We start from the raw sequence: 26,975 nt of genomic DNA, 5'->3' as shown, positions 1-26,975 counted from the left end.
GTTCCGATTGCGGATCGCGGTTGCGGATCGCGGTCTGCGGACGACGGGAGATGGGCGTGACCGGGGCGGAGATCGGTGTGATCGGCGGGAGCGGCTTCTACTCGCTGCTCGACGGGATGACGGACGTCGCCGTGACCACACCGTACGGAGATCCCAGCGACGCGGTCGCGGTCGGTGAGATCGGTGGTCGGGCCGTGGCGTTCCTGCCCCGGCACGGCGGGGGTCATCGCCTGCCGGCGCACGAGGTCAACTACCGGGCGAACATGTGGGCGCTGCGCAGCCTCGGAGTCCGGCAGGTGATCGCCCCGGTCGCGGTGGGGAGCCTGCGCCCCGAGCTCGGGCCCGGCGCGGTCGTCGTGCCGGACCAGCTGGTGGACCGGACGTCGGGGCGTGCGCAGACCTACTACGACTCCGGTGCGGCGCATGTTCAGTTCGCCGACCCGTACTGTCCGGCCGGGCGTGCGGCGGTGCTGAAGGCCGGGGCCGAGGCCGGCCAGGCTCCGGTCGACGGCGCGACGATGGTCGTGGTGCAGGGGCCGCGCTTCTCCACCCGGGCCGAATCCCGCTGGTTCGCCGGGCAGGGCTGGTCGCTGGTCAACATGACCGGTCATCCGGAGGCTGTCCTGGCCCGGGAGCTCGCGATCTGCTACACGGCGCTTGCGCTGGTGACGGACTATGACGCAGGCGTGGACGCGGCCTCGGCCGTCAGCCAGGCCGAGGTCTTCGAGGTGTTCGCGCGCAACATCGAATCGCTGCGTGACCTGGTGTGCCGGGTCGTTCCGACCCTGCCGGTGCCGTCCGCGCGGTCATGCCCCTGCCCGGCCGCGCTGGACGGGATGACGCTCCCCTTCGACCTTCCCTGATCCGCGCCCCTGCCCGCTCTGGTCCTCCGTGGCCCAGGCGGAGCTGCTCCTGGCCGCGTTCCCGGAACCAACCGCGACCCGGACCACGGCGGCGACGATGACGATGACGGCACCGACGGCGTAACCGCCGGGGCGGGTGATCCGATCATCGAACGCGAGATGCTCGGTGAACAGCGCCATGTACAGGACGTAGGGCGCCGCGGCGACGGCCAGCCACTCGGGGCGCCGAGCGAGCACGGCGAGCGCCACCAGCGGTATCCCGTACCAGGGCTGGGCCGGAGTGGCGAGCAGGAATGCCGCCCCCAGCAGCCGGAGCGCGCCGAGCTCCGTGCTGATCCTGGCCGGATCGGCGCGCCAGACCGCCACCGCGACCCCGGCCAGGACGACACCTGCGGCGAGCTTGGCGGACGTCCCGGAAAAGCCCAGCAGCCCGAGCAGCAGGAACCGGTGGCCGTCCTGGTAGCCCTCGACGGAGAGATACTTCGGCAGGAAGCCGACCACGTCCGGGCCGACGGCGGCCACGTGCGGCAGGTACGACAGCGCGACGACGGCCGCGGCGGTGCCCACGACCGCCAGGACCCGGCGGCGGGCGGCGGCGACCAGCAGCAACGCCGGATAGAGCTTCACCGCGACGGCGGCCCCGAGCAGGGCACCGGCCGCGACCGCGACCCTGGTGGACGGGCGCGACCGCAGCCCGCCCGGCCCGGCTGGCCGGCCGCCCCGGCCCGACCAGTCCCACCGGCCCCACCGACCCGACCGGCACCCCCGGCCGCGCCGGTCGGGTCCGGGTTCGTCGCGGCCTGGCGCGGGCTCACGTCGGGTCAGCAACGCGCAGGCCCCGACGGTGAACAGCGCCGCCAGCACGTCGACATGGGCGTCCATGCCCGCGTCGAGGCCGGCGGCGGGCGCCCACGCGTAGGCGGCGGCGTACCCGATCGGCTGCCCGCGCGCGGCGAGGACCGAGGCCAGCAGGCCGGTCAGCGCCAACGAGGTCAGCGCCGCGTAGAGCTGGACCTTGTTCTCCCGCGGCGGCCCCGGCAGGAAGTGCACGGCGGTGAAGTACGCCTGCGCGACGGGCGGGTAGATCGTGTGCGCCTGCGGATAGTTGATCCTCGTGCAGCCCGGGCCGCGGTCACGTGCGGCGCAGCCGGCGTCGTCCGGCCAGAGCCAGCCGTCGCGCAGCTGTGCCAGCTCGGGGGAGCTGGTCGGGTAGCGGTACGGGTCGATGCCGGCTGCCTGGACGCGGCCATCCCAGAGGTAGCGGTAGAGGTCGTCGCTCATCCGGGGGCCCGTGCCGATCGCGAGCACGTGCACCGCGACGGCTCCTGTCAGCAGCAGCCAGACCGTGGCCCGCCGCGAGCCCGCGCGGATCAACAGCCACGTCCCGAGCGCGGCCACCGCCCACCAGCCGAGCACCAGGTAGAGCACCGCCGGCGGGCCGGGCAGCGGGCCCGGCTGCGCGATGACCGCGAACTCCAGACCGAGGACCCCGGCGAGGGCCCCGGCGGCGGCGACGAGAGCCCGTCGACGACCGCTGGCTCCCGGCGCGGTCCGCCGATCGGAGGTCGGTCGGGCGGGGCTCGTCGGCGTGGGCGCCCCGGAAGGCGGACGGATCACCATGACGCGACAGCCTGACGGCGCCCGCCGGGAATGGCACCCTGCCAGGCGGACGCTTCCGCGGACCGTAATGCGCCGGGCCGGCCATCACGGGCCCCGCGCTGCCTACGTTGCGGGCATGAAACTGCTCGACCGCGTCGTCGCGCCGCCACCCGGTCGGCTGCGGCGCGGTCCGCTGCGTGCTGACGCCTTCTCCAGCCGCCTGCACGACCCACGGGTCGCGTCGCTGCTGGGGCTCTGGCTGGGAGCCGCCTTCGCCACGGCGTTCCTGACCGGACTCGTGTCGCATTTCATGCAGCATCCGCCGGGCTGGTGGGCCTGGCCGTCCAGGCCGGTGTGGTTCTACCGGCTCACCCAGGGCGTTCACGTGGCGACCGGGCTCGCCTGCGTGCCGCTGCTGCTGGCGAAGCTGTGGACGGTCTACCCCCGGCTGTGGGAGTGGCCGCCGGTGCGGACGGTCGGGCACGCACTGGAGCGGATCTCGATCCTCCCGCTGATCGCCGGGGCGCTGTTCCAGCTCGCGACCGGGATCGCCAACATCGCCCAGTGGTACCGGTTCCGGTTCTTCTTCACGGTCACCCACTACTGGGTCGCCTGGGTCACCATCGGCGCGCTGGTGGTGCACGTGGCCGCCAAGCTGGCCGTCGTCCGGGCGAACGTGGGACGTCGCAGGGCCGACCGGTCGCAGCTGACCGAGCGGGTCAGCGTGCCCGAGCCGCCGGGCGGCGGACTGTCCCGGCGCGGCTTCGGCATCGCGGTCGGCACCGCCGCCGGTGTGATCACGGTGTCGACGGCGGGCCAGTTCGTGCCCGGACTCGCCGACACCGCGCTGCTCACGCCGCGCCAGCCGAACCTCGGGCCGCAGGGACTGCCGGTGAACCGCACCGCCGCCGCGGCCGGGGTCCTGCGGGTGGCCCGGGACGCCGGCTACCGACTCGAGGTCGTCGGCCCGCGCCCGTTCACCCTGACCCTGACCGAGCTGCACGACCTGGGCCGCGCGACGTCCCGGCTGCCGATCACCTGTGTCGAGGGCTGGTCGGCCGACGCCACCTGGACCGGGGTGCGGCTGCGCGATCTGCTGGACCGGGCCGGCATCCCGGCCGAGGCGACCGTCCGGGCGGAGTCGCTGGAGGCCCGTGGCGGTTACCGCACAAGCGAGGTCGCCCCGCCGCACGCCCGCGATCCGCTGACCCTGCTCGCGACCCGGCTGGACGGGGCTCTCCTCGACATCGAGCACGGCTACCCGGCCCGGCTGATCGCGCCGAACCGGCCGGGTGTCCTGCAGACCAAGTGGGTGCACCGGGTGGTGATGGTGTGACCGGCAACCATCCGCGGGTCGTGCGGGCCGTGCTCGTCGCCGCCGGCCTCGCGGCGCTCGGCTACGGGCTCGCCGGCCTGTTCACCCATCCGCGACCGACCAACCCGCCGAACTCGCTGTCGTGGCTGGCGGGTGGGGTCATCGTGCACGATCTCGTGCTGGTGCCGGCGACCGCGCTTGTCGGGTTCGCCCTCAGCCGGTTCGTCCCGGCGCCGTACCGGGCCGTGGTGCAGGGCGCTCTGATCATCTCGGCCTCGGTGGCGCTGATGTGCCTGCCGCTGTGGCTCGGCTACGGGGGCACGCCCGGGAACCCGACCACGAATCCGCTGCCCTACCGGCGCAACCTCGCCCTCGTGCTCGGGGCGGTGTGGGCCGGCGCCGTCGTCATCATGGCCACCCGGGCAGCGCGACGTCGCACCCCGCGCAGGCAGCGGGTGGTTGACGGGTAGCGGGCGGTGTGGCGGGTAGCGGGCGGTCGGTGGGAGGCGGCTGGTGGTCGCCGTCCGGCGCGCGGTGCGGATCTCAGGCGGCGAGCGGGAGCTCGACGACGAACCGGCAGCCACCGTCGACGTTGTGGACCGTCACACCGCCACCGTGGGCCTCGACGATGCCGCGCACGATCGCCAGGCCGAGTCCCGACTGGCTTCCCTCGGGGGCGGTGGCCGCGGGCGGGCTGTCGTCGCCCGAGCCAGCTGTGCTGGGTGTGCGCGCGGGCTCGCCGCGGAAACCGGTCTCGAAGATCCGGTCGATGTCCGCCTCGGGAATACCGCCGCAGGTGTCCGCGACGGACACCACGGCATGTGCCGCCGACACGTTCGCCGTCACCGCGACCGTTCCGTCGCTGGGGGTGTGCCGGATCGCGTTGGCCAGCAGGTTGCCCAGCACCCGGCCGACCTCGGCGACGTCGACGTCGACCTTCGCGGTGTCGTCGGCCTCGCCGCGCAGGAGCACGCCCTTCGCCCGGGCGAGCGGGTCCGCCGCGGCCACCGCGTCCGACACGACGTCGCGCAGCGCCACCGTCTCCAACGTGAGCTCCAACGAGCCGGCATGCAGCCTCGACAGCTCGAACAGGTCGTCGACGAGGCTGGACAGCCGTTCCGAGCTGCGCACCATGGCCCGGTGGTAGCGGGCGACGGTGGCGGCGTCGGTGACCACCCCGTCGTCGAGAGCCTCGGCGGTCGCACGGATGCCGGCGATCGGCGTCCGCAGGTCGTGGCTGACCCAGGAGACCAGTTCCCGGCGGCTCGCTTCCAGCGCCCGCTCCCGTTCCCGGGCGGCCACCAGCCGCCGGTGCGACTCGTCGAGAGCCCGGGTGATCGCCGCCAGCTCGGCTGTCGGCGGCGGCCGGCGGACCGGATCGTAGGTGGGTTCGCCCAGGTGCCCGGCCGCCTGGGTGACCATGATGGACGCCCGGGCGAGCGGGCGGCCGAGCCAGAGCGTCGTCGTGGTCGCGGCCACGGCGGACACCGCCAGCACGACGAGAACCACATCGAGGTCGTGGTCGGACAGGAACATCGCCTGGGCCGTTCCGGCGACGCCGGCCGCCATGGCGACGACCCCGGCGAGGACGAGCACCGCGCCCCAGACGCGGATCGAGGCGCGCCGCAGCCAGCGCAGCAACGGAGCGACGAGCAGCGGGGCGATCAGCGAGCAGGCCAGCGCGATCCCGACGATGTGCAGCAGGTCCGTCATGACGGGGCCACGCCCGTGCCGAGACCGAGACCAGCCCGGGCTCCAGCCCCGGTCTCGGCCCCGAAACCGGCCCCGGTCTCGACGCCGGCGTCGAACCGGTACCCGATGCCCCAGACCGTCAGCAGCAGCGCCGGGCTCGTCGGGTCGGCCTCGACCTTCTCGCGCAGCCGGCGGATGTGGACGGTCACGGTCGAGGCGTCGCCGTAGGTCCAGCCCCACACCCGCTCCAGCAGCGTCACGCGGGAGAACGCCTCACCCGGATGCGCCATCAGGAACGCGAGCAGGTCGAACTCGCGCACGGTCAGCGCGAGGGACCCGCCGTCGCGGGTCGCCACCCGGGCGGCGACGTCGACGACCAGGGAGCCGGCTCTCAGCACGCCGCGGCCGGCCGGCGGTGGCGCCAGCGTCCGGCGCAGCACCGACTGGACCCGCAGGACCAGCTCACGAGGGGAGAAGGGCTTGGTGATGTAGTCGTCGGCACCCGTCTCCAGCCCGGTGACCCGGTCGGACTCCTCACCGAGGGCCGTCAGCATCACGATCGGCACGGAGCTTCGTTCCCGCAACTGGCGGCACACCTGCAGCCCGCCCACGCCAGGCAGCATCAGGTCCAGGACGACGAGATCGGGACGGCGCTCGGCGGCGAGCGCCAACGCCGCGTTGCCGTCACCGGCCCTGTCCACCTGGAAACCGGCGTGGGAGAGGTAGCGGTCGACGACGTCCGCCACGGTCGGGTCATCATCGACGAGCAGCACCCGGGCCATCGGCCAACAGTAGACGGCCGGGTGGCTTCTGCCGCGTGCCGACGGAGCGTCTTCCGTGCTTCGTAACAACCAGGCGTCGCCGTCGGCGCCTTCTGCGTTCTGTAAGAATCAGCGTCGCGTTCCGTTACTAGCCTGCCGAGCATGGTCACTGAACGTCAGTCGCCGACGATTTCCGGCGCCGTCCACCCGGTGGACGTCGTGCTGCCATGCCTGGACGAGGCCGCCGCCCTGCCCTGGGTGCTGGAGCGGATCCCGGTCGGCTACCGGGCGATCGTCGCGGACAACGGCTCCACCGACGGCTCCGCCGAGCTGGCGCGGGCGTTGGGCGCGCAGGTCGTGGACGTGCCGGTGCGGGGCTATGGGGCGGCCGTGCACGCCGGCCTGCTCGCCGCCCGCGCCCCCGTCGTCTGCGTCTGCGACGCGGACGCCTCGCTCGACCCGACAGAACTACCGCGGCTGGTCGCGCCGGTCGCCGCCGGCGAGGCGGATCTCGTCGTCGGCCGGCGCCGGGCGGTGCGCCGCGAGGTATGGCCGCTGCACGCACGAACCGGCAACGCGATCGTCGCCCACCAGCTCCGCCGGCGCGGCGGAGTACCGGTCCGCGACATCGGCCCGATGCGCGCCGCCCGCCGGGAGGCACTGCTGGCGCTGGGCGTGGTCGACCGCCGATTCGGCTACCCGCTGGAACTGCTCGCCCGAGCCGCGGCGGCCGACTGGCGTATCGCCGAGGTCGACGTCGCCTACCTGCCCCGCCGGGGCCGGTCGAAGGTCACCGGGACCGCCCTGGGCACCGCCCGCGCGGTGCGGGACATGTCGGCCGTGCTGCGGAGCATGCCGTGAGACTGATCGTCATCGCCAAGCAGCCGCGGCCGGGCCGGGTGAAGACCCGGCTGACGCCGCCCTACCGGCCCGAACAGGCATCGGCATTGGCGGCGGCCGCGCTTGCCGACACCCTGGACACCGTCGTGTCCGCCTGTGCGAGCCGCGACCTCGCCTGGCCCGTGCGGCCCCTGGTGGTGCTCGACGGAGCACCCGGTGACTGGCTGCCTGCGGGTGTGCCGGTCGTCGCCCAGGCGAGCGGGCCGTTCGACGAGCGGCTCGCCGCCGCCTTCGACGCCGTCCGCGGCGAACCGGCCCTGCTGATCGGGATGGACACCCCCCAGGTTGGCGTCCACACCCTGGTCGAGGCCTGCCGGGCGCTGCGACGGACGGACGCGGTTCTCGGCGCGGCGCTCGACGGCGGCTGGTGGGCGCTCGGCCTGCGCTCGGCCGACGGCGCCCTGGTTCGCGGGGTCGAGACCTCACGCCCCGACACCGGCGCCGTGCAGCACGCCCGGCTCGAGGCGGCCGATCTGAGGGTGGCGGACCTGCCCATGCTGCGGGACGTCGACACGGCCGCCGACGTCGAGCCGGTCGCGGACCAGGCACCGGGCGGAAGGTTTGCCGCCCTGGCCCGCTCCTTCCGGGGCGTGGGCGAGACGCGTCTGACGCAGCCGCGATGAGGCCTGACACCGACAGCCCGGGCACCGGGGCCGCCCGGGCCGCGGCGGTGGGCGTCCCGTCGCCGCGCGCCGTCTACGACGCCGCGCTGCGCACGCCGGGCAGCCCGCTGCTGGCAAGGCGGAACGGGCAGTGGCGGGCTCTTCGCGTCGACCGGTGGCTGGGCCCGGCCTCGGACGCCGACGAGTCTCTCCTCTCCCGCTGCCGCGGCCCGGCCCTCGACGTGGGCTGCGGTCCCGGACGCCTCGCGGCCGCCCTCGCCGCCCGCGGGATAACCGTCCTCGGCATCGACATCGCCCCCTTCGCCGTCGTGCTGGCGCGGCAGTCGGGTGCCTCGGCTCTGTGCCGCGACGTCTTCGGCCCGCTGCCGGGTGCCGGGCGGTGGCGCGAGACGCTGCTCGTCGACGGCAACATCGGGATCGGCGGCGATCCCGGCCGGCTGCTGCGCCGGATCGCCCTGCTGCTCGCCCCGGACGGAACCGTGCTGGTCGAACTCGACCCGCCCGGAGCGCCGACCGGCTCCTACTGGACACGCCTCGCGGTGGCGGGCCTGGTGAGCGCCCCGCTGCGCTGGGCCGGCGTCGGAGTCGACGGGATCGCCGGCCTCGCCGCCGTCAGCGGGTTCGAGGTGGCGGAGACCTGGCAGAGTGCTGGCCGGCACTTCGCCCGTCTCCTCTCCTCGACTCGTCTTTCCTCGTCCTGTAAGGAGCCGTGAGGTGCCGCGGCACCTCACGGGCGCCTAGCGTCGCCACCGTGCGAATCCTCGTCACCGGCGGTGCCGGTTTCATCGGGTCCCATCTCGTCGAGGCGCTGGTGGCGGCAGGGGAGCAGGTCCGGGTGCTGGACGCGCTGGATCCCGCCGTCCACCGGGCCCGGCCCAGCCGGGAGGACCTGCCGGCCGACCTCGTCGTCGGAGATGTCCGCAGCGCGGCCACCGTCGAGTCCGCTCTCGACGGTGTGGACGCGGTGTGCCATCTCGCCGCGATGGTCGGGCACGGTGTCGACCTCGATGACCTGCCCGCCTACACCGGTCACAACGATCTCGGCACGGCCGTGCTGCTCGCCGCGATGGCCCGCCGCGGTGTGCGCCGGCTGGTGCTGGCGAGCTCGATGGTCGTCTACGGCGAGGGTGCGTACCGATGTGAGGCCCATGGCCCGGTCAGACCGGAGCCCCGCGACGACGCCGACCTGCGGGCCGGGCGCTACGAGCCGGCCTGCCCCGGCTGCGGGCTGCCGCTGGAGCCGACGCTTGTGCACGAGGACGCGCCGCTGGACCCGCGCAGCGTCTACGCCGCCACCAAGGTCGCGCAGGAACATCTCGCCGCGGTCTGGGCGGCCGCCAGCGGCGGATCCGTGGTCGCTCTGCGCTACCACAACGTCTACGGCCCGCGGATGCCGAGGGACACCCCCTACGCGGGGGTCGCCTCGATCTTCCGCAGCGCCCTGGAGCGGGGAGAGGCCCCGCGGGTCTACGAGGACGGAGCCCAGCTTCGCGACTTCGTGCACGTCGGGGACGTCGCCCGGGCCACCGCCCTGGCGCTGTCCCCGCGGGCCGGCGAGCCCGGGCGGCTGCGGGCGCTCAACATCGGCAGCGGCGAGCCGCGCACCGTCGGTGAGATGGCCTGGGCACTGTCCCGCGCGTACGGCGGCCCTGATCCCGTCGTCACCGGCCGCTACCGGGCGGCCGACGTCCGCCACGTGACCGCCTCCTCGGGCCTCGCCCGCGATGTTCTCGGCTACCAGCCGACGGTCGGCTTCACCGACGGCCTGACGGACTTCGCCCGGGCTCCGCTGCGGGTGTGAGGACATGGTCAGGCTCCGGCCAGTGTTCGCATGGTCCGGCGGTGCACCCGGCGGGCGAGGCCCGCGACGAGCGGCCGGGCGACCGACGGCAGCTCGGAGGTGATCCGTGCCAGGCCCTGCGGCCCGGCACCGTCCTCGATCATCCCGAGCGAGAGCAGCAGCTGGCGCGGGGACAGCTTCAACGAGCCGTCCCGGCCGAGCGCCGCCCACTCGGTCGCGGTGAGCAGGGTGGCCGCCAGCGGGACGATCTCGCGCTCCTCGGCGTCGAGGTGGTCCTCCAGGGCCACGCCGAGATCCTCCAGCAGGCCGGCCAGCCGGTCTCGCTCCGCCAGGGCGGCGCCGCGGCGCCAGGCCTGCGCTGCCTGGCGGACCACGTCGGCCAGCTGGTCGACATCGTCATGCTGGCGCCCGACCAGGACGAGCGTCGCCGCCGCCGTGAGCGTCGGCGCCCGTTCGACCAGCAGGGGCCACAGCACCCTGTCCTCGCCGCTGTGGTGCTCGCGCAGCAGGGCCAGCAGCAGGTCCAGATGGTCCGCGACCGCTGTCGCCTGGCCGCTGACCCCTGGCCGGCTGGCACGGACGAGATCGGGCAGGAGGCCGAACTGCCGGCGGAACATGGCATGCACGACCAACATGTCCGAGGTGTCGATGGGCTCGCCGGCCCGTGCCGGGGCTGCCTGCTTCGGCGTGGCCTGCGTCGAGGCGGCCGACGGGGTTGCCGTGATGTCCGCGGCGTTCGCGATGTCCGCGGCGTTCGCGATGTCCACGGCGTTCGCGATGTCCGCGACGACCGTGCCGGCGGCGGTGGGGCGCAGTGGCGCGCGGCGCGACCAGCAGACCGCCGCGACGACCGAGGCCACCGCGAGCAGCAGGCCGGTCTCCGTTCCGAACCAGCCGGTGTGGGCCCGGTCCGTCGTGGCCGGCTCGACGACCGTGTAGAGCGTCGCGTTCACCGCGGCATGGGTGACCACCGCCGGCCACAGGCCGTGGCGCAGCCGCTGCCAGGCCAGCGTCGCACCCAGCGCGGTCAGCGCGACCGTGAAGCAGACGGCGGCGACCGGCGTCGGCACGCCATCCGGAGTCCCGCCCAGGGCGACGATGATCGGAAGGTGGAACGCCGACCAGATCAGGCCGCCGAGCAGCACGACCCTGGCCGGCGAGTTCCCTTCCGCCAGGTGTGGGACGAGCACGCCGCGCCAGCCGACCTCCTCCCCGATCGCCAGCAGGACGTAGGGCAGGCAGCCCACGGTCAGACCCAGTACCACGGCCAGCGCCGCGCCGACGGCGGTGGGTAGGCCGCCGAGCGCGACGGTGTCGGCGAGCCCGGCACCGTCGAAGCCGCCGAGCCCGGTCATCCACAACACGAGTCCGGCCAGCAGCGGGTAGCTCACCCCGTAGAGCCAGGCCAGGCCCAGAACCCGCGCGGACGGCCGCCGCCACCCCCATCCGTCCCGGGCGGCAGCGCCGTCGGCACCGCCGGGGGCGGCGGCTGCGCTGGCGGCGGCAGGACCAGCCTGGGTGGCGCCAGCACCTGAAGTACCGGGAGCACCGGAAGCACCGGGACGACGGGGGCGCCGCACCGCCAGTCGGGCTGCCACCGCGCCGAGCAGCGGCCAGAGCGCCTGCGCGTACATGGCGGTCTGCCCGAGGCCGGAGGCGTCGCCGATCTGGCGGACATCGACGGACTGGCCCAGTGCCACCGCCGTGCTCAGAGCCGTCAGCCCGAAGGTCACGGCGAGGAACACCACGAGTTCGCGACGCGGCCGCCGCTCGGCAGCGGTCCGGGTCCGAGTCCGGGCGGCCGAGTGTCCGGGTTGGGGTGAGCGAGATCTGCTGGGGGCGGAGATTTCCGTGGAGGTCATGGGACGACCATCGCCACGGCGCCTGGTACGGCACTGGTGACCACCTGGTACAGGCGCTGGTACGGGGATCATCGCTACCGTCAACGGCTGTACGGATCCTGCCGGTCTCACGGTTCCCGCCCTAAACGATCAAGGTTCGCGCGCGCGGCGGCCCGCCCGTCCACCGAACATGCCGTTGGGTGTGACCGAGGGTGAGGGAAGCGGCGGGCGGGAATCCGCCTTCCGGCGGTCAATATCCGCTGACCAGCGTCGACGCTCGGCGCGAATTTCACGGGTCCCGACTCTTTCGCCCCGCGCCCTTTCACATTCCGTTACCGACCCTCGGCTGCTGCGGGTCAATCTCGCATGCCGGTCAACCCGATACGGAAAACGTCCTCCGATGTCCGGCACCATCGTGCTACCCTTCCCTCTGGAAGAAACAAGGCGCGACACAAAGATTCAGCAATGGTCGTGCGGACCTTGTTCCCGTTCACATTCCCACACTGCGCGGAGGAACCGTGAAGACGGTCAATGTTCTCGTTGTCGTCGACGTCGAGGGTGCGCTCGCCGGCTCGCTGGGCGACAATGTCTACCTCGTCGACACGAACAAGCACTTCGGTTCCAGCGGTGAAGGCCAGGAGGGCCTGAGCACCGCCTGTCGCGACGGGCAGCTCGTCGCCTGGAACGTTGTGCCCGTGTCGCCGTCGAGCGACGTGCAGATCGCCGAGTTCACCGGGCAGATCATCAACGACGGCACCTGCGTGCCGAAACTGGTCAGCACCCCTGACGGCGACTACTGGGAAGGCCGCGTCGAGGCCCGCGGAACGACCGGATACCAGCAGTACTCGCTGGTTCTCACGATGGATGGCACCCGCGCCACCTTCGACCCCTGGCTTCTCATCAAGGAGTAGTAACCCCGGTTTCTTCGACCGGTGAACAGCTGGTGAAATATCCTCGATCCACCGATCGGGAGCTCCCGATCGGTGGATCGAGGGCCCGTTTCGAGAGATTTTTTGGTGGTGCCGAAAATCTGCTTGGCCATGCCGTCGTGGAGCTCCTGACGTCGAGAGGCCATGCCTGGCGAAAGTCAGAACTCGCAAGCCTGTGATGTCGTGACATGTTCTTTTTGCGTTACTCCGAGCCGTTCCGGGCCGCCGCCGGCCCCGGCGGCCACCAGCGGCGCGGCGTCTGCCGCCACATCACCGCGGACGCCTGTACCGACTGGAAGGCGAACCCTGTCCCAGCTTCCTGAAGACTGACCCCCTGCATTCCCTGCACCAGGGACGGGCGAAGATGACTCCCGAGGGGCGGTCGTGCGCGGAGTGGACAAGAGCGGCCCCGATCTCCCGAACGACCTCCCAGGTATGTTCACGACCGTGTCCGCCGGCCTCGTGGCCGTGCTCGTCGGGCTGCTGATTGCCGCCCTCTCCCTCATCGCCGGCCTGATCGCTGGCATCCTGCACCGCGCCGACGGCGCCACCTGGCCCGCGGCGATCCGCGCGGGCGGCCGGGGCGGTTTCGTGGTCGCCGGGGTGCTGCTGGCCTCGGTCGGGGTGGTGATCGCAGCGTGGGTGCGGTAGCCGGCACCATTCGGTCCGCGACGTTGGCTTGCTGGCAACGATGGGTGTGATGCCCGACATGAGGAGACGCGCGGGGAGAGTCTGGTAGCTGGGCCTCATCAGCACCCGCGCAGATCCGCCCCCGTGCCGCAGCCTGGTTCCGGTCGGCGATCAGAACCAGGCTGCGGATACAGAGCTGATCGGCCGCTCGGCAAGGTGGCGGCGGGCACCGTCCCGCTCGAGTCGGAGGGTGTTCCCTCAGGTCCTGTTGACGGTGTCTCTTTCCAGCTCGTCCAGCAGTTCTCGTAGTTGGGCGATGACTGTGCGGGCCTGCTCGAGGTTGTTGCGTGTGGCTGTCCCGGCGGTCAGGTGCAGACGGCCCGATGGCCGCCCTATTGTGGCCCGATGCGTCTCGGGGTGTTGGGCGCGGTGACGGCGTGGGACGTCCAGGGGCGCGATCTTGATATCGGAGTGGGGCGGGCCGCCACCCTGCTCGCGCTGCTGGTGGCCCAGTGCCAGGCACCGCTGTCACCGGCCCGGCTGGCCGACCAGCTGTGGTCGGGGCAGCCGCCGGCCACAGCCGCCACCACCCTGCAGGGGTGGATCTCCCGGCTGCGGCGCCGCCTCGAGCCGGACGTTCCGGCGGCCCAGGCACGTCTGCTGGTCACCAGGGCCACCGGCTACCAGCTGATCCTCACCGACCCGGTCCGCCAGCTGGACTCCGCCGCCTTCCGCCACGACGCGGCGCGGCTCGAGGCGCATCTCCGTGACGGCCATCCGGAGCTGGCCGCCGCGGCCGGGCAGGCAGCCCTGGGGCGCTGGCGCGGCGACGAGCCCTACGGAGGCCTGCTTGACGACGCCCTTCCCGAGCAGCCCAGCCGGCTGCGGGAGGAGCGGCTGCTCGCCGTCGAGCGCCACGCGCTGGCCCGCCTCGACCTGGGCGACCATCGGGGACTGCTGGGGGAGCTCGCGGCCCTCGTCGCCGCCCAGCCGACCCGGGAGAGCCTGGTGGCGATGCGGGCGCTTGCCCTCTACCGCGCCGACCGCCAGGTCGAGGCACTGTCCGAGCTCGCCCGGGCACGCGCCCTGCTGCGTGACGAGCTGGGCCTGGACCCGGGCCCGACGCTGCGCGCGGTCGAGACCGCCGTGCACCAGGCGGACCCGGCTGCGGCACGTCCCGGCTGGTGGCCTGGACGCCGCTCCACACTGTCCGCGCCCTCGGCCCGGACCGATGCCTCGCCCCGGTCGCAGCCGGCACCGCCTGCACCTTCGCCGTCGCTGGTACTGTCGCCGCCTCCGCCTCCGCCTCCGCCTCCGCCTCCGCCCCCGCCTCCGCCGCTGGCGTCGGCGCGACAGCCAGCCCTCGCAGCGCCACCGGCTGCCCTGACACGGGCGACGTCGCCGTTCGTCGGCCGTGCCGCCGAGCTGGAACGGGCGCGGGCCGTCGTCGAACTACCGGCAGGCGGCGCCCGGGCGCTGGTGGTGTCCGGCCCCGCCGGAGTCGGCAAGACGCGCCTGGTCACGGAGGTCCTGGCGACGCTTCCCGCTGCCGGCGGGCCGGTTCGGGGCGCAGCGCCGCGCGCAGTGCACGGCCGGGCGCGCTGCCTTCCAGGCGACGACGCCGCCCCGTACGACCTGTGCCGGGCACTGTTCCCGGCGCTGGCACCGCCGGCGGAGGCATCCGTTCGTTCGTGGGCGCTCCTGCTCGCGGCGGCGCTCGGTGCCGAGCCGGTGCCCGTCCCTGCAGCCGGTCAGGTCCTCGGGCAGGCCCCCGGTCAGCGCCCGGACCCGGCGGCCGGCGCCGGGCTGTCCGAGATCGTGGTCGACGACCTGCAGTGGGCTGACGCGGCGTCACTTCGGGTGCTGGCCGCTCTCGTCCGGGGCCGCACCGACGCCGACCGGCCCCTGCTGATCAGCGTCACGGTCCGCGACGAGCATCTGGGCGGCACCGCCGATGCCGGTGATGGCAGCGGCGGTGATCGCGGTGATCCGGCCGCCCCCGCGGACTCAGCGGGGGCCTCGGATGCCCTGGAGGCGTTGCTGGCCGAACTCGGTCGGCTGCCGGGCGACCACCTTCGGCTCCGGCCGCTTGCCGCCACAGCGGTCGCCGAATACGTCGCCGCGATCACGCCGCGGGTGGGCGCGATTCCCGCCCAAGGGCCCGGGTCATCCGTCGCGACAGGGACCACCACGGCTACGGACATCACAGCCTCGGAGGTCGCGGCGGCGGATGTCGCCGCGGTCGCCGCGGTGGTGGCCGAGCGCAGCGCCGGCAACGCGTTCTTCATGACCGAGCTCACCCGGCTGGTCGCCGCCGGGCGTCCCGCGCGTGACCTGCCCGACCGGGTCATCGACGTGATCAGCTCTCGGGTCGCCGCGCTCGGCGAGCCCGCGCGCGGACTGCTGCGTGTGGCCGCCGTGCTCGGCGACGATGTCGCCTGGGATGTCATCGCTCAGGTCGCGGACGACGGAGCGTCGAGCGGTTCGTCTCGCGGTGGTCGTGATCCGGGAACGACGTCCGCCGCCCACGACGAGGCGTTCGACAACGCCGTGCGCGCGGGACTGATCGCCGATGAGCCGGGCGTCGTGCGGTTCGCGCATGCGCTGGTCCGGGAGAGCCTGGTCGCCCGCACGACCCGGCGGCTGCAGGCCGAGTGGCATCGACGCTGCGCCGACGTGCTGCTGGCGGGCAGCGCCGGGGTGCAGGCGGTCGCGGACCATCTGCTGCGCGGCGGTGATCCGCGGGCCGCGGGCGCCGCTCTCGCCGCGGCCGAGGAGGCCCTCGCCGTCGCGGACTTCGACGGCGCGGTCAGCTGGGCCCGCCGCGGCCTGGACCGGACTCCCACCACGGCAGGTCCACAACCGCCGCGGTTCTCACGGCCGCAGACGCCACCACCGACACAGCTGTCACCGACACAGCTGTCACCGACCCGGCAGCGGGCGCGGCTGGGCCTGGCTGCCGGTCGGGCCCTGTACCGCGCCGGGCGCCTGTCCGAGTCCGCCGAGCTGCTGGCGACCACCTACGACGAGGCGACGCTTGCCGGCGAGTCCGATCTCGCGGCCCAGGCCGCGCTCGAAGCCGCGGGCGGTCCCGTCACCGGCTACTGGTCGATGGCCGGCGAGACCGCACCGGACGTTCTCGCCCGCCTCCTCGAAGCACGCCGCCTGCCCGGGCTGACCCCGGCCACGGCGGGAGCCGTCGAGGCAGCCTGCGCGGCACGCTTCGCGCTCGCCGGCGATCTCCGGCGCGCCGAACAACACCTGACCGCGGCGCAGGCGGTGTTCGAGACGGCCGAGGACGCCTCGGCCGACCTGGAGCGGATGGTGCTGCTGGCCCGCTTCGTGACCTGGTGGCGCCCCGACCTGGCAGCCCGGCGGCTGGCCGTGCTCGACCGCCTCGGCGCACTGGCCGCCGGTGACGTCGGCGCCCGCCTCACCGTGGCGCAGCTGCGCGCCCTGACCCTGCTCGAACTGGGTGAGCTCGCCGAGGCGGACGGGCAGGCCCAGCTGCTCGCCGCCACCGCCCGCCGGCTGCGCTACGACGACTTCACCCTCGTCGCCTGCTGGTGGACGGCGATGCGTGACCTGATGTCGGGACGTCTCGACGAGGCCCGCCGGCAGGCGGAGTCGGTCTTCTCCCCGCTGCTCACCGCCTCCGCCCAGGCCGCCGCGGTCGCGCGGGCGTCCGTCGAGGCGATCGGTGGCATGGTCGCCTGGGAGCTCGGGGCGCTGGCGGCGGCGCTGCCCGAAGCGGCGGCTCCGGCACCGACCGACCATCCCGGCTGGCTGATCGTGCGGGCCCTCGGCCTGGCACAGGCCGGTGACGCGGACGCCTCCCTCGACGTCCTGGCGCCGCTGCTGCGCCCGGGGCTGCCCGCGATCGGCTCCGGCCCGCCGGCGACCGTCTCGCTGATCCTGCTGACCGAGTGGTGCTGGCATGCCCGCACCCGAGCCGACGCCCGCGACTGGGCCCGGCCACTGTTGGAACGGGTGGAACCCTGGGCCGACACGGTGATCGTGTTCGCCCCGGGCGGCGTCTGCATGGGCTCCGGGCAGCTGTACGTGGGCACGCTCGCCGCCATCCTCGGCGACCACGAGCGGGCCCGCCGCGCACTCGACGCCGCACAGGCGGTCAACGAACGCCTCGGCATGCCTCTCTTCGCCGCCCGCGCCGCCGCCCGCCGCCTGTCGCCCGGCACCTGAGCCGGCCTGTCGACGACTGGCACGCCGGCTCACTTCTGGGTCGGGGGAGGGGTGGCGTCTCGGATGCAGGCGAAGTCCGACCACGCTCCTTCGACGCCGCGCTCCTTGGTCACTCGCAGAATGGCGCCGACGGTGAAGCAGTACGGCGTCTCGGGATCCACGTTCTTCAGCTCGTACACGGTCGCGTCGGCGGGCAGGGCGAAAGCGGCGATCGCGGTGGCCGGGTCGAACACTCGTAGCACCAGGTCCCCAGGAGCGGATCCGTTCGTCCAGGTCAGCCTGATGACGGTGCCGTTGTCGACGGCCCGCAGCCCGGAGGGCCGGGCGGAGCCGGGATCCGTTGGGTCCGGGGCCCCGGAGGCAGTCAGCGTCGAGGACGCCGACCCGGGTCCTGGCGGACTGTTGCCGTCCGGCACGAGCAGCCCGATCACCAGCAGCATCGCCACGGCCAGCCCCACGGCCACCGGCACGGTGGTCCGGATCCACCGGCGCCAGGCGGACATCGGGCGGTCGTCGTCCGGGTCCGGATCCCGCTGCCCGGACACCTCGTCGGCGGGTGGTCCCGGCGGGCGCGCTCCGGCGCGCCCCGCGGCACTCAGATCCTCCAGACCCTGATGAGCCTGGTGACCGGGTTGGTGGGCCGGTGCTCCCGCGTCTTCCTCCGGATCCGCCGGAACACGCGCGGGCACCGCCGCGGGGGCGGGGCCTGGTGCGGTCGTGTGCTCCGACAGCGGGGCGGACGCCGCGGCGGCGCGGTCGGGCGTGTCGGAGCGCACTGCCGGGGGAGCGTCGTCCGAAGTGCCGGAGCGTTCGGGGGCGCCGGGGTCGCCGGGGCCGAGGGTGCTCGGCGGAACGACCTCTTCCGGAGCGGGGGCCGGGCGTGCGGTCCCGGGTGATGGATCGGCTGGAGCAGGTGGCGGGTCGGCGGGAGGGCGCGGGGCGGGTCGCCGGGTCAGCCCCTCGAGCGCGTGCAGCCGGCGCAGCTCGTCCGCGGCCGTGGCGGCGTCACGCGGCCGCGCCGATGGATCGCGGGCGAGCAGCGCGCGCAGCAGGCCGTCGACATCGGAGTGGACGTCGCCTCGACGGATCGGGGCGAGCTCCTCGGTGAGTGCCCGCAGCATCATCGTGGCCAGGTTGTCGCCGGGGCGGACCCCGAACGGCGGGGTTCCGGCCAGCATCGCGTACATCGTCGCGCCCAGGCCGTACAGATCGGAGGCGACGCTGGGCTCGTCACCGCGCAGGACCTCCGGCGCCGCGAACGACGGGGTGAACGCGTCCTGGCTGGCCGACATGTCGGCGCCGAACCCGCGGCTGGCGATCCCGAAGTCGCTCAGCACCGGGTCGCCGCGTTCGGACAGCAGGATGTTGCCGGGTTTCACATCGCGGTGAAGGATCTTCGCCTTGTGCGCAGCCTGCAGGGCGTCCGCGATGGCGGCCCCGATGCGCAGGGTGTCGGCGACACCGAGCGGCCCGTTCCGCCGCAGCAGGTCGGCGACGGAACCGCCGGGCAGGTACTGCATCGCGATGAACGGGCGGCGGTCGGCCGTGGAACCGGCCTCGAAGACCGTGATGATGTTCGGGTGCCCGGTGAGCTTGCCGACGACCCGGCACTCGCGGGTGAACCGGCGTGCCGCCGCGGAGTCCCGCAGGTCCGAGCTGATGACCTTGACGGCCACGGTGCGGTCGAACCTGTCCTGGTAGGCGGTGTAGACGATGCTGAAACCGCCCTGCCCGATCGGTGTGAAGGACCGGTAGCCGTTGATGAGCGGATCATGTCCGCCGGTGGCTGACAGGCCTCCGTCGATCGCCCCCTGCCCCGGCGGGTCAGGCTCCGGGGAGGGGTCGGTCGCGCCCTCCCCGCGGCTTCCAGTCATCGGCCGCTCCCCCTTTCACCCGATTGCGCGGCATTCGACCGGTGGGATGAACCCGGCGGGCGGGACAGCTCCGACCGGCGGCGAGCCAGCCGGCCGGGTGCCAGCGCCCGGCGGACGCGCCCGGTCCGCGAGGTCGACGCCCGCAGCTCGGCACGCACCCGGTCGGCGTGGCGCCAGGCGGCGTCGGCATCGGCCTCATGCACCTCGCCGCCGGCGAACAGTGCCGCCGTCACGAGCACCGCGAGGTCCGCAATCGCCGCGGAACCGGCCTGAGCCTCGGAGCCCATCCCGGCATCGGAGCCAATCCCGGCCGCGGAACCGGCCGGGGCCGTCCGGCCGGTCCTGACCGCGGAACCGGTCTCGATGCCGGCCCCGACCCGGACTCCGGCCCCGGCCATCGTGACGATCTCGGTCGACGTCGCCGAGGCCGGCACGGGGACTCCCGCAAGGTCGAGCGCGTCCAGAGTGTCCTGCCAGGCACCGACAACTCGCTCCCGGGCGCGCGCCGCCCGTGCACGGCGCCGCCGTCGCAGTCTCGGCGCCGCCGCCGCGGCGGCGAGGTAGCCCACCGCGGCGATGACGAGCAGTGCGGCGGCGCCCAGGCCGGCGAGGAGGAGCACGGACCGGTTCGAGTCCGTCCTGGCCGGGGGCACCTCGTTCGGCGCCGTCGGTGGCGCCGGCACCGCGGCGGCCTCCGCGACCCGCTGCGCGCGCTCCGACGGCTCGCCCTGGGCCGTGGTGGCGACCTGGCCGCGGTTGTCCGTCGCCGCGGCCGGAGTCGGGTAGAACGGCACCCAGCCGAGCCCTTCGAACCTGATCTCCGGCCAGACCAGGACGTCACCCGCCCTGACATCACCCGCCCTGACATCGCCGGTGGCGGTGTCGCCGCCGGCCCGGTCCGGCTTCGGGCTGAACCCGACGACCACCCGGCTGGGCAGCCCGACGACCCGGGCGAACACGGCGTAGGCGGCGGCGAACTGCTCGGAGGTTCCGGCGCGGCTGGTGCCGAGGAAGTACGCGAGGTGTCCGTAGGTGTGCCCGGCCGGAGCGGACGGATCGTAGACGAGGGTCCGCAGATACTGCTCGAGCTGGCGGGCCTGCTGGAACGGGGTGATCGCCCCGCCGGTGGCAGCCCGGGCCGCGTCGCGCACGACCTTCGGCAGGCCCGGTGGGAGAGCCAGTGTCTCGCTGACATCCGCGCCGGTCGGCACCTGCGCGGACGCCAGTTCCGCCGGGGTCGGTTCACGGGGGGCGACGGACACGACGGTGTAACGGCGGTCAGCCGGGTCCGTCTCGCCTTCCGTGTCACCTCCCGTGTGGTCTTCCGCCGCGGTCAGCGTCCCGTCCCGGACGTCAACGGCCAGGCCGGATCCGGAGAGTGCGGTCGGTCTGTCGAGATGCGGCAGGAACGGTCCGTCCAGGGCGACGATCTGCAGCCGCGACGTCACCGAAGGCACGTCGCCTGCGGGCTTTCGCGCACCGTCCGCGGCGGTTCCCGGTGGTACCCGGCCACCCGCCGGCAGGTAGCGCGCCGACGACGTCCACCGCTGGCCGTCGAAGCGATCCAGCACCGCCAGCCGGATGTTGCCCGCGACCGGCGGGCTGACCCGGAACAGCACGTCGTCGGGATGCCCGAGCCAGGCCGAGACGTGGTCGAGGGGGCTCTGCGCCGCCTGCTGATCGAGCGTCACCTGCCGCAGATCCCGGACGTCGTACCGCTCGCCGTCACCCGGGCCGGCGGCGGCGAGCAGCGGGCCGGCCAGAGGCGCGATTCCCGCGGTCACCACCAGCACGGCGACAGCGGGCACCGCCGCCGTCACCCGCGTCCGGCCCGTCCGCCGGCCTCGACCGGCACCGGTGCTGGCACGGGTGGCCGAGGTGCCGGTGAGCTCCGCGGTGCCGGTGAGCTCCGCACGGCGGCACATCACCAGTACCAGCACGGCGGCCACCAGACCGGCCGCGACGCCGAGATTCGACCCGGCACCCGGCACGGTGAGCAGCACGCCTGCGACGAACACCGCGATCGCCGGCAGCACCGGGACGAGCGGCGCCCGGGTCCTGGCCACCAGCTCCGCGCCGGCGAGGGCGGCGAGCCAGGTGAGGGCCTGCGGGACGACCAGCAGGTCGGGCGATCCCTGGACGGGCAGCGTCGTCTCGAGCAGGCGGGCGCCCCCGTTGAGCACTCCGTCCCACACCGCCGGCAGCGCGCCTTCCGCCTGCGGAGAACCATTCCGGAACAGGGTGAACCGGACGACGGCGAGCCAGATCAGCGCCGACACCCCCACCGACACCGACACCGGGCGCGGCCGCGGCGGCCGTGGCGAGGAGCCGGCCCCGCGGCGGAGCGGGCGCAGCGGGGGGAGGAAGACGACCAACGCGGTGACGACGACCGGCACGACGGCCGCCACGACGAGCGGGGGAAACAGATCGGAGGCCGGGAAGCCGCGGTGGAACGCGGCACCGGCGAGGCCCGCCGCGAGCGCCACCGCGACGAGGCTGGCGAGCGGCACTCCACGACCTGGGCCGCCTGCGCGCTGGGAGCTCATGAGAACCGCCTCGTGCCGGCGGTCTGTGCCCCCGCCACGCTCGGCCACACCGAGGTCAGCTGCGCCGTGTCGGTGATGTCCAGGACGCGAAGCCGGCCGTCGGCGACCGACTCGAACCGCTGGGACGCGCCGGGTGATGTCTGGTCCGGCCCGGGTCCGGCTGGTGCGCCCGGCACACTCACGTCCACGCTCACGCCGCCGTCCACGCTCACACCGCCGTCCACGCTCACACCGCCGACTCGCAGCACCACGACCTGCTCGAACTGGCCGGCCAGTGCGCCGGCCACGGCCAGCTGGCCGATCTCACGGCGGCCGGTGACGATCACCAGCGAGCCCACCCCGCGGCGGCCCCGGCTCCGTGCGGCCTCGGCCAGGGGATCGCCCGGCCCAGCGGCGCCCGTCGCGCCCGTGGCGTCCGTCCAGGCGGCTCCGGCCAGTGCGTCGAGCGCCGCGGTGCCGTCGGCACGACGGTCCCGGCAGTCCAGCCGCAGGCCGCCGGTGGTGTGCAACCGCACCGGGAACCTGCTCCGGGTCGACGCGAGCACGACGGAGGCCGCGGCGTCGACCGCGGTGTCGAACGCCCGTGCTGCCTGCCCCTGCCCCTGCCCCTGTGCGGTGCCGCCACCGCCCACGTCGGGGGCCACAGCGGCGTCCGGGTAGGCCTGCCGCCGGATGTCGAGCACGACGGTCGTGACGGGCTCACTCGGGTCGACGTGCCGGCGGACGAGCAGCGTTCCGGCCCGGGCGCTGCTGCGCCAGTGCACATGCCGCAGGTCGTCACCGGGCGTGTACTCGCGCAGCGCGTGGAACGTCACCCCGCCCTCGACACGGCTGTCCACCGGCAGACCGTCCGGGCTGCTGGAGCGGGCGGAGGGCAGCGGCGCCAGCGGCACCGCCGCCGGATGGACGGGAAGCTGCGCCTGCCCACCGAGCGACTCGTACCGGGAGAACAGTCCGAGCGGGTCGGTGGTGACCAGGCCCACCGGCCCGATCCGCAGCACGCCGCGGCGGTCCGTCGGCAGCGGGACGGCGATGGTTCGGCGGCTGCCCGCCGGCAGCGGACGCAGCACGACTCGCGAACCCTGACCGCTGCGGCCCCGACCGCCGTGAGCCGAGCGGCCTGCGGGCGGGCCGTCGGGGGGCGCGCCACCGTCAGCCCGGTCGCTGTAGGGGACCACCAGCCGGGCTGACGAGCTGGCCCGCCGCCCGGCGTTGCGGACCGTCACGCTGGCGACCGCCGGCTCGCCGCGGGCGACCCGGGAGGGGGCGACCTCGATACCGACCTCGATGCGGGCCGGGCGTGCCATGAACACCGCGCCGACGCCGAACGCGGTGAGGCAGCCGACCGCCAGCATCCCGATCTCCGGGGCCCGCAGCGCGACCGCGGCCACGCCGAACCCGAGCGCGCCGGTGAGAGCACCCCAACCCGTCCGGGTGACCTGGCCGAGTACCCGCGATAACGGCCCGCCGCCGGCCCGCGGACCCGGCCCCGCCTCCGACCCCGACCCTGCTGCAGTGCCCGCCTTCGGCATGGTGCCCGGCCCCGGCACCGCGTCAGACCCCGGCAAGTGTTCGGGGCACCGGGACGCTTTCCAGGACCTCGGCGACGGCACGCTCAGCCGTGTAGCCACGGAGCTCGGCGTCCGGTGCCAGCAGCAGACGGTGCGCGAGGGTCGGCTCGGCGAGCGCCTTGACGTCCTCCGGGCTGACGAACCGCCGGCCGGTGGCCGCCGCCCGCACCTGGGCCGCCCGCAGCAGCGCGATGCTGCCCCGCGGGCTCGCCCCGAGCCGCAGCCCCGGCAGCTCCCGGGTCGCCGCGACCAGATCGACGACATATTCGTGGATGGTGTCCGCGACATGGACGCTGGCCGTCTGGGCGGTCATCGCGAGAATGTCGTCGGTGCCGAGTACCGGCTGGAGGTCCTCGACGCGCAGGCCACCGCGGCGGTCACGCAGAATCGCCACCTCGGCGGCGCGGCTCGGGTAACCGACCCGCAGCCGCATCAGGAACCGGTCGAGCTGCGCCTCCGGCAGCGGGTAGGTGCCGTCCATGTCGACCGGGTTCTGCGTCGCGACGACGAGAAACGGCCGCGGCACCGGATGTGTCACGCCGTCGACGGTGACCCGTCCCTCCTCCATCACCTCCAGCAGTGCCGACTGCGTCTTCGGTGACGCCCGGTTGACCTCGTCGGCGACCACGACATGGGCGAACACCGGCCCCTGATGGAACCGGAACTCTCCGCTGCCCTGGTGGTAGACGGTCACACCGGTGACGTCCGAGGGCAGCAGGTCCGGGGTGAACTGGATGCGGTGGCACGTCGCCTCCACCGAGGCCGCCAGACACCGCGCCAGGGACGTCTTGCCGAGGCCGGGGACATCCTCGACCAGCAGGTGGCCGCCGGCAAGCAGGCAGGTCAGCGCCTGCCGCACCACCTCGGTCTTGCCCCGGACCACCAGCTCGACATTGTCGACCACACGCTGGAAGGCCGCGGCGAACTCCCGCCCAGCGCCCTCATCCTGACTGTCGGACACGTTCCTCCCATTCATCTTCGCCTACCGGATTCCCTGTGGATGGGCTGGTCACGGCGGAACATATGAACTGCGGTAGGGATATGAGGTGAAGTTGTTCTCGTCGATGGTCGTGCTCGGCCCGAGTCCAGCCTCGTTCCTGGGTGTGATGACAACTGTCCGATAGCCCGGCTGCGCCATGAAGCCGGTCACGACCCGAGTGGTCGTCGTATAGGTGCGAGGCGCCGAGTTGCCCGCAGAGGAATTCGACTCCGTAACCACGTATTCGACTGTGCCGCCGGCGTCTGCGGGCGGCTCCCAGCTGATGTTCACGGAGTGGTTACTGCCACCGGGCCCGATCCCGGTGAGCAGGACGTCCTGGATCGGGCCCGGTGGAACACAACTGAGCGCCTGCGAGGACGCGGAGACCACCGATGTACCGCCCGGGCCGGTGGCGGTGGCAGTCGCCACAACCTGCTGGCAGCCGGCCGCCTCGACCGTCGTCGTGGCCGGGCCGGGACCAGGGAGAACGCTTGTACCACCGGCACTGGTCGTCACTGTGAACTGGGTCACGGAATCGCCGGCCCCCGCCATCACGGTGACGACGACCGCGCCTGACCCGGAGACGAGGCTCACCGACGGCGCGCCCGGAGGTGCCGGAAGCGATGTCGTCGTCCTGGCTGGAGGCGGAAGCACAGGCGGTGTTGTCACTGGCCGCTGCGGTCGCGGCGGCTGCGTGCCTGTTGGGTCCGGCACTGGTCGCGGAGCTGCCTGCTGGTCGGGAACAGCCGGCGAATCGGGACCTGGTGGCTGGCTCCTCCGCTCGGGCGGTGGAAGCTGACGCTGTGTCGCGGACGGCACGGTGACCGGCGGAGGCGGGGCCTTGGCGCTGGCGTCGACCACGGGCACCATCGCCTCCGGCGCGTACTTGTCGACGCGGCGGCGCTGGCCGTCGGGATCCACCGCGACGGCGTTCGTTCCGTCCGCGTCGTTCACCCACACCGTGCCGTTGCGAACGGAAAGCGTCAGCATCCCGGGGCCGCCGGAGAGGTGGATCGGCTCGTCGAACCGCCCGGCCACCTGGTCATAGACGAGTACCTGGCCAGACCCGTTGTCAGGCACGTACACCCGTCCCGCCGCGATCAGCGGTGCGCCCAGCTCGGTGGACGGCCGCTGACCGGCCAGCTCGATCGGCCGCACCGAGCCACGGCCGTCGTCCGCCGCCAGGTCGATGAGCAGCACCGTCGAGGTCCCGGCGACCAGTACGGGCACGACCCGGCCTTCGACCGCCGGTGCGACGACCAGCAGGCGGCCCGGTCCGGCTGGCGGCGGGAGAGCCACGGGTCGCTCCGCCGCCAGGCCCTCGTCCGCCTGGCCCGAGGTCCTGCCCAGGCCCTGCGACGCGACCGGTACCAGCGCGGGCCTGTCGGCATCCACGGCGACCGGGCGCCCGGCAGCCACCGTCATCGTCAGCCCGGCGCCCGGTGCGGCCACCGAAACAGTCGTCGTCACCCGCCCGTCCCGGATCGCGACGAGGTCCCCGCGGCTGGCGAGGGCAACCCACAGAACTCCGTCGGCGTCGAGACCGGCACCGGTGACCGGCGTGCCGAGCAGGACCTGCTCACCGATGATGTCGAGCGTCCGCGGATCGATCCGGGTAACCGTGCCGGTAGCGGTCTCGATGACATAGGCGAGCTCGCCCAGCGCCACCACCCGCACCGGCCCGGACTGCCCGAACGATCTCGACACCAGCTCCATCGTCGCCGGGTCGATGCGGTTCACCACGCCCGTCTCCAGGTCGGTGACCAGCACGGAAACGCCGTCCTGCGTGAGCTCGACCCGATGGCCCCGGGAAGCTGCCAGCTCCACATTGAAATCAGGTGCGCCGGCGGGACCGTTGATGTGGGTTACCCAGCCCTTCGCCGTGCTCCACAGCCAGGAGCCACCGTCGGTGAGCTGTACGACCGCCGTGCCCGGGCTCGCTCCAAGAAAGCCGAGCAACGTCACTGCCACGACCGACGCGGCCACTGCGGCTGACAGGGCACGAAGCGAGCGCCCCCGCCGAAGACTGCGCATTCCCCCACACCCCCGTGCCGGGCCCGGGCCTCATCCGTTCACGGCACCTGTGGAGAAGAGGCTAGCGACAGCGCATCCGACCCGAATGGCACCCTATCGGGCCGGTGATGTCGCCTTACCGACAGAGATCGTGGATGGGGAGACCCCGTGTGGTCGCGTGTTGGCCTCGTTTCGTGCAATGGTCCTGGTCGGAGGCCTCGCGGATCTCTCATGGCGGTCACCTTCGGAGGCTCGACGGCGGAGTCCGCGGCCGACGCCGGATGCCAGCACTCACATGCATCGGCATTCCCTCTCCAACCATGGTGCGGGCGGTCACACGTTGGACGCACCGCGCTGGGTCGATCGGCTGCGTGGCTGCGGGCCCGGTCGTCGGGAGTGAGTAACGAGATCGAAAGGTCGAGTACGGAGAAGCTCGGCATCCCACCGGTGGCGGCCTGCTACCGGTGGTGGCCTGTGTAGAGCCGGACGTGACGCTCATCGCCATATAACGCTGAATCTCCGCGCGAGGTCGCTGACCAAGGTGACGCCTGAGTCGGTGTACGCGGGCGCCCCCTCCGATCGTCCGCAGTGCCTGCGACCGGAGCCCGACCGGCAAGCCCGACAGCCGTCCCCGGCTCTCCTCAGTCCTCAGTAGTCCTCCGTCAGCGGCGCGTGGCCCGAGACCGGAGACAGGTCGTGGACCCTGGCTGCCGCGCCCGATCCAGGGCGCGGGCAGCGTCGATGCGACCTGGTCGACGGGGCCGGCTGTGCCAGTGGCCCCTCCTCCCAGGTGGCGTCGGCGGCGCGCGCCAGGACGAGGGCAGTGGACGAGGGC

General features: G+C 73.7%; 19 protein-coding genes. 10 read left to right on the top strand and 9 right to left on the bottom strand.

The features are described from left to right. Positions 1 to 50: 50 nt before the first annotated feature. Positions 51 to 863, top strand: a complete 813-nt coding sequence (locus tag ACG83_RS31900) for an S-methyl-5'-thioadenosine phosphorylase (protein ID WP_054569950.1) — start codon at positions 51 to 53, stop codon at positions 861 to 863. Here the strand turns inward: ACG83_RS31900 and ACG83_RS31895 are convergent. Next, the gene (locus ACG83_RS31895) at positions 807 to 2,483 is read right to left on the bottom strand and encodes a glycosyltransferase 87 family protein (protein ID WP_054569949.1); all 1,677 of its coding nucleotides are present in this window, start codon (positions 2,481 to 2,483) and stop codon (positions 807 to 809) included. The two genes, ACG83_RS31900 and ACG83_RS31895, sit on opposite strands and share 57 nt — an antisense overlap. 115 nt (positions 2,484 to 2,598) lie before the next feature. Between ACG83_RS31895 and ACG83_RS31890 the strand changes: the two genes are divergently transcribed. Further along, on the top strand, positions 2,599 to 3,798 hold the full coding sequence (locus ACG83_RS31890) for a molybdopterin-dependent oxidoreductase (RefSeq protein WP_054570019.1): 1,200 nt from the start codon (positions 2,599 to 2,601) through the stop codon (positions 3,796 to 3,798). After that, a complete protein-coding gene (locus tag ACG83_RS31885) occupies positions 3,795 to 4,247 on the top strand; it encodes a hypothetical protein (RefSeq protein WP_054569948.1) in 453 nt (150 codons plus the stop codon). Before ACG83_RS31890 ends, ACG83_RS31885 begins: the two co-directional genes overlap by 4 nt. A 73-nt stretch (positions 4,248 to 4,320) precedes the next feature. Here the strand turns inward: ACG83_RS31885 and ACG83_RS31880 are convergent, their stop codons facing one another. Both ACG83_RS31880 and ACG83_RS31875 read right to left on the bottom strand, forming a co-directional pair. Then, positions 4,321 to 5,490, bottom strand: coding sequence for a cell wall metabolism sensor histidine kinase WalK (locus ACG83_RS31880; protein ID WP_054569947.1), 1,170 nt, complete (start codon positions 5,488 to 5,490; stop codon positions 4,321 to 4,323). Further along, a complete protein-coding gene (locus ACG83_RS31875; RefSeq protein WP_054569946.1) occupies positions 5,487 to 6,251 on the bottom strand; it encodes a response regulator transcription factor in 765 nt (254 codons plus the stop codon). The genes ACG83_RS31880 and ACG83_RS31875 overlap by 4 nt, the downstream gene beginning before the upstream one ends. Before the next feature lie 141 nt (positions 6,252 to 6,392). Between ACG83_RS31875 and ACG83_RS31870 the strand changes: the two genes are divergently transcribed. From ACG83_RS31870 to ACG83_RS31855, 4 genes are read left to right on the top strand one after another with little or no spacing between them, the layout of a single operon-like run. After that, positions 6,393 to 7,091 carry a glycosyltransferase family 2 protein gene (locus ACG83_RS31870; RefSeq protein ID WP_054569945.1) on the top strand — a complete coding sequence of 233 codons (699 nt, stop codon included), beginning with the start codon at positions 6,393 to 6,395 and terminating at the stop codon, positions 7,089 to 7,091. Then, positions 7,088 to 7,753, top strand: coding sequence for a DUF2064 domain-containing protein (locus ACG83_RS31865; protein WP_235498316.1), 666 nt, complete (start codon positions 7,088 to 7,090; stop codon positions 7,751 to 7,753). Before ACG83_RS31870 ends, ACG83_RS31865 begins: the two co-directional genes overlap by 4 nt. Continuing rightward, complete coding sequence (locus ACG83_RS31860) at positions 7,750 to 8,466, top strand: methyltransferase domain-containing protein (RefSeq protein ID WP_054569944.1); 717 nt, start codon at positions 7,750 to 7,752, stop codon at positions 8,464 to 8,466. The genes ACG83_RS31865 and ACG83_RS31860 overlap by 4 nt, the downstream gene beginning before the upstream one ends. A gap of 38 nt (positions 8,467 to 8,504) precedes the next feature. Continuing rightward, a complete protein-coding gene (locus tag ACG83_RS31855) occupies positions 8,505 to 9,554 on the top strand; it encodes an NAD-dependent epimerase/dehydratase family protein (RefSeq protein ID WP_054570017.1) in 1,050 nt (349 codons plus the stop codon). Between the two features lie 8 nt (positions 9,555 to 9,562). Here ACG83_RS31855 and ACG83_RS31850 read toward each other — a convergent pair whose 3' ends face one another. Then, positions 9,563 to 11,287, bottom strand: coding sequence for a hemerythrin domain-containing protein (locus tag ACG83_RS31850; protein ID WP_235498315.1), 1,725 nt, complete (start codon positions 11,285 to 11,287; stop codon positions 9,563 to 9,565). A gap of 626 nt (positions 11,288 to 11,913) precedes the next feature. On the opposite strand from ACG83_RS31850, the gene ACG83_RS31845 reads away from it, so the two are divergent. From ACG83_RS31845 to ACG83_RS31835, 3 genes are all read left to right on the top strand, one after another. Further along, the gene (locus tag ACG83_RS31845) at positions 11,914 to 12,306 is read left to right on the top strand and encodes a hypothetical protein (RefSeq protein ID WP_054569942.1); all 393 of its coding nucleotides are present in this window, start codon (positions 11,914 to 11,916) and stop codon (positions 12,304 to 12,306) included. A 402-nt stretch (positions 12,307 to 12,708) separates the two neighbouring features. Then, positions 12,709 to 12,975, top strand: coding sequence for a hypothetical protein (locus tag ACG83_RS31840; protein WP_131831277.1), 267 nt, complete (start codon positions 12,709 to 12,711; stop codon positions 12,973 to 12,975). Positions 12,976 to 13,359: 384 nt separating this feature from the next. Beyond that, positions 13,360 to 17,157, top strand: a complete 3,798-nt coding sequence (locus ACG83_RS31835; RefSeq protein WP_054569940.1) for a BTAD domain-containing putative transcriptional regulator — start codon at positions 13,360 to 13,362, stop codon at positions 17,155 to 17,157. A 29-nt stretch (positions 17,158 to 17,186) separates the two neighbouring features. On the opposite strand, the gene ACG83_RS31830 is transcribed toward ACG83_RS31835, so the two are convergent. The 5 genes from ACG83_RS31830 to ACG83_RS31810 are packed head-to-tail and all read right to left on the bottom strand — an operon-like array spanning position 17,187 to position 26,161. Next, a complete protein-coding gene (locus ACG83_RS31830; RefSeq protein ID WP_054569939.1) occupies positions 17,187 to 19,031 on the bottom strand; it encodes a serine/threonine-protein kinase in 1,845 nt (614 codons plus the stop codon). Then, entirely contained in the window at positions 19,028 to 21,577 is a 2,550-nt protein-coding gene (locus ACG83_RS31825) for a transglutaminase domain-containing protein (protein ID WP_152991583.1), read from the bottom strand. Before ACG83_RS31825 ends, ACG83_RS31830 begins: the two co-directional genes overlap by 4 nt. Further along, complete coding sequence (locus ACG83_RS31820; RefSeq protein WP_152991582.1) at positions 21,574 to 23,145, bottom strand: DUF58 domain-containing protein; 1,572 nt, start codon at positions 23,143 to 23,145, stop codon at positions 21,574 to 21,576. Before ACG83_RS31820 ends, ACG83_RS31825 begins: the two co-directional genes overlap by 4 nt. Then, positions 23,132 to 24,124 carry a MoxR family ATPase gene (locus ACG83_RS31815; protein WP_054569936.1) on the bottom strand — a complete coding sequence of 331 codons (993 nt, stop codon included), beginning with the start codon at positions 24,122 to 24,124 and terminating at the stop codon, positions 23,132 to 23,134. Before ACG83_RS31815 ends, ACG83_RS31820 begins: the two co-directional genes overlap by 14 nt. Positions 24,125 to 24,157: 33 nt before the next feature. Continuing rightward, the gene (locus tag ACG83_RS31810; protein ID WP_083473748.1) at positions 24,158 to 26,161 is read right to left on the bottom strand and encodes a hypothetical protein; all 2,004 of its coding nucleotides are present in this window, start codon (positions 26,159 to 26,161) and stop codon (positions 24,158 to 24,160) included. Positions 26,162 to 26,975: the final 814 nt, after the last annotated feature.

This window comes from Frankia sp. R43 (assembly GCF_001306465.1).
GTDB classification, from domain to species: Bacteria; Actinomycetota; Actinomycetes; order Frankiales; family Frankiaceae; genus Parafrankia; species Parafrankia irregularis.
Note: the sequence above shows the minus strand (reverse complement) of the source record. Positions and strands in the feature narration are given on the sequence as shown.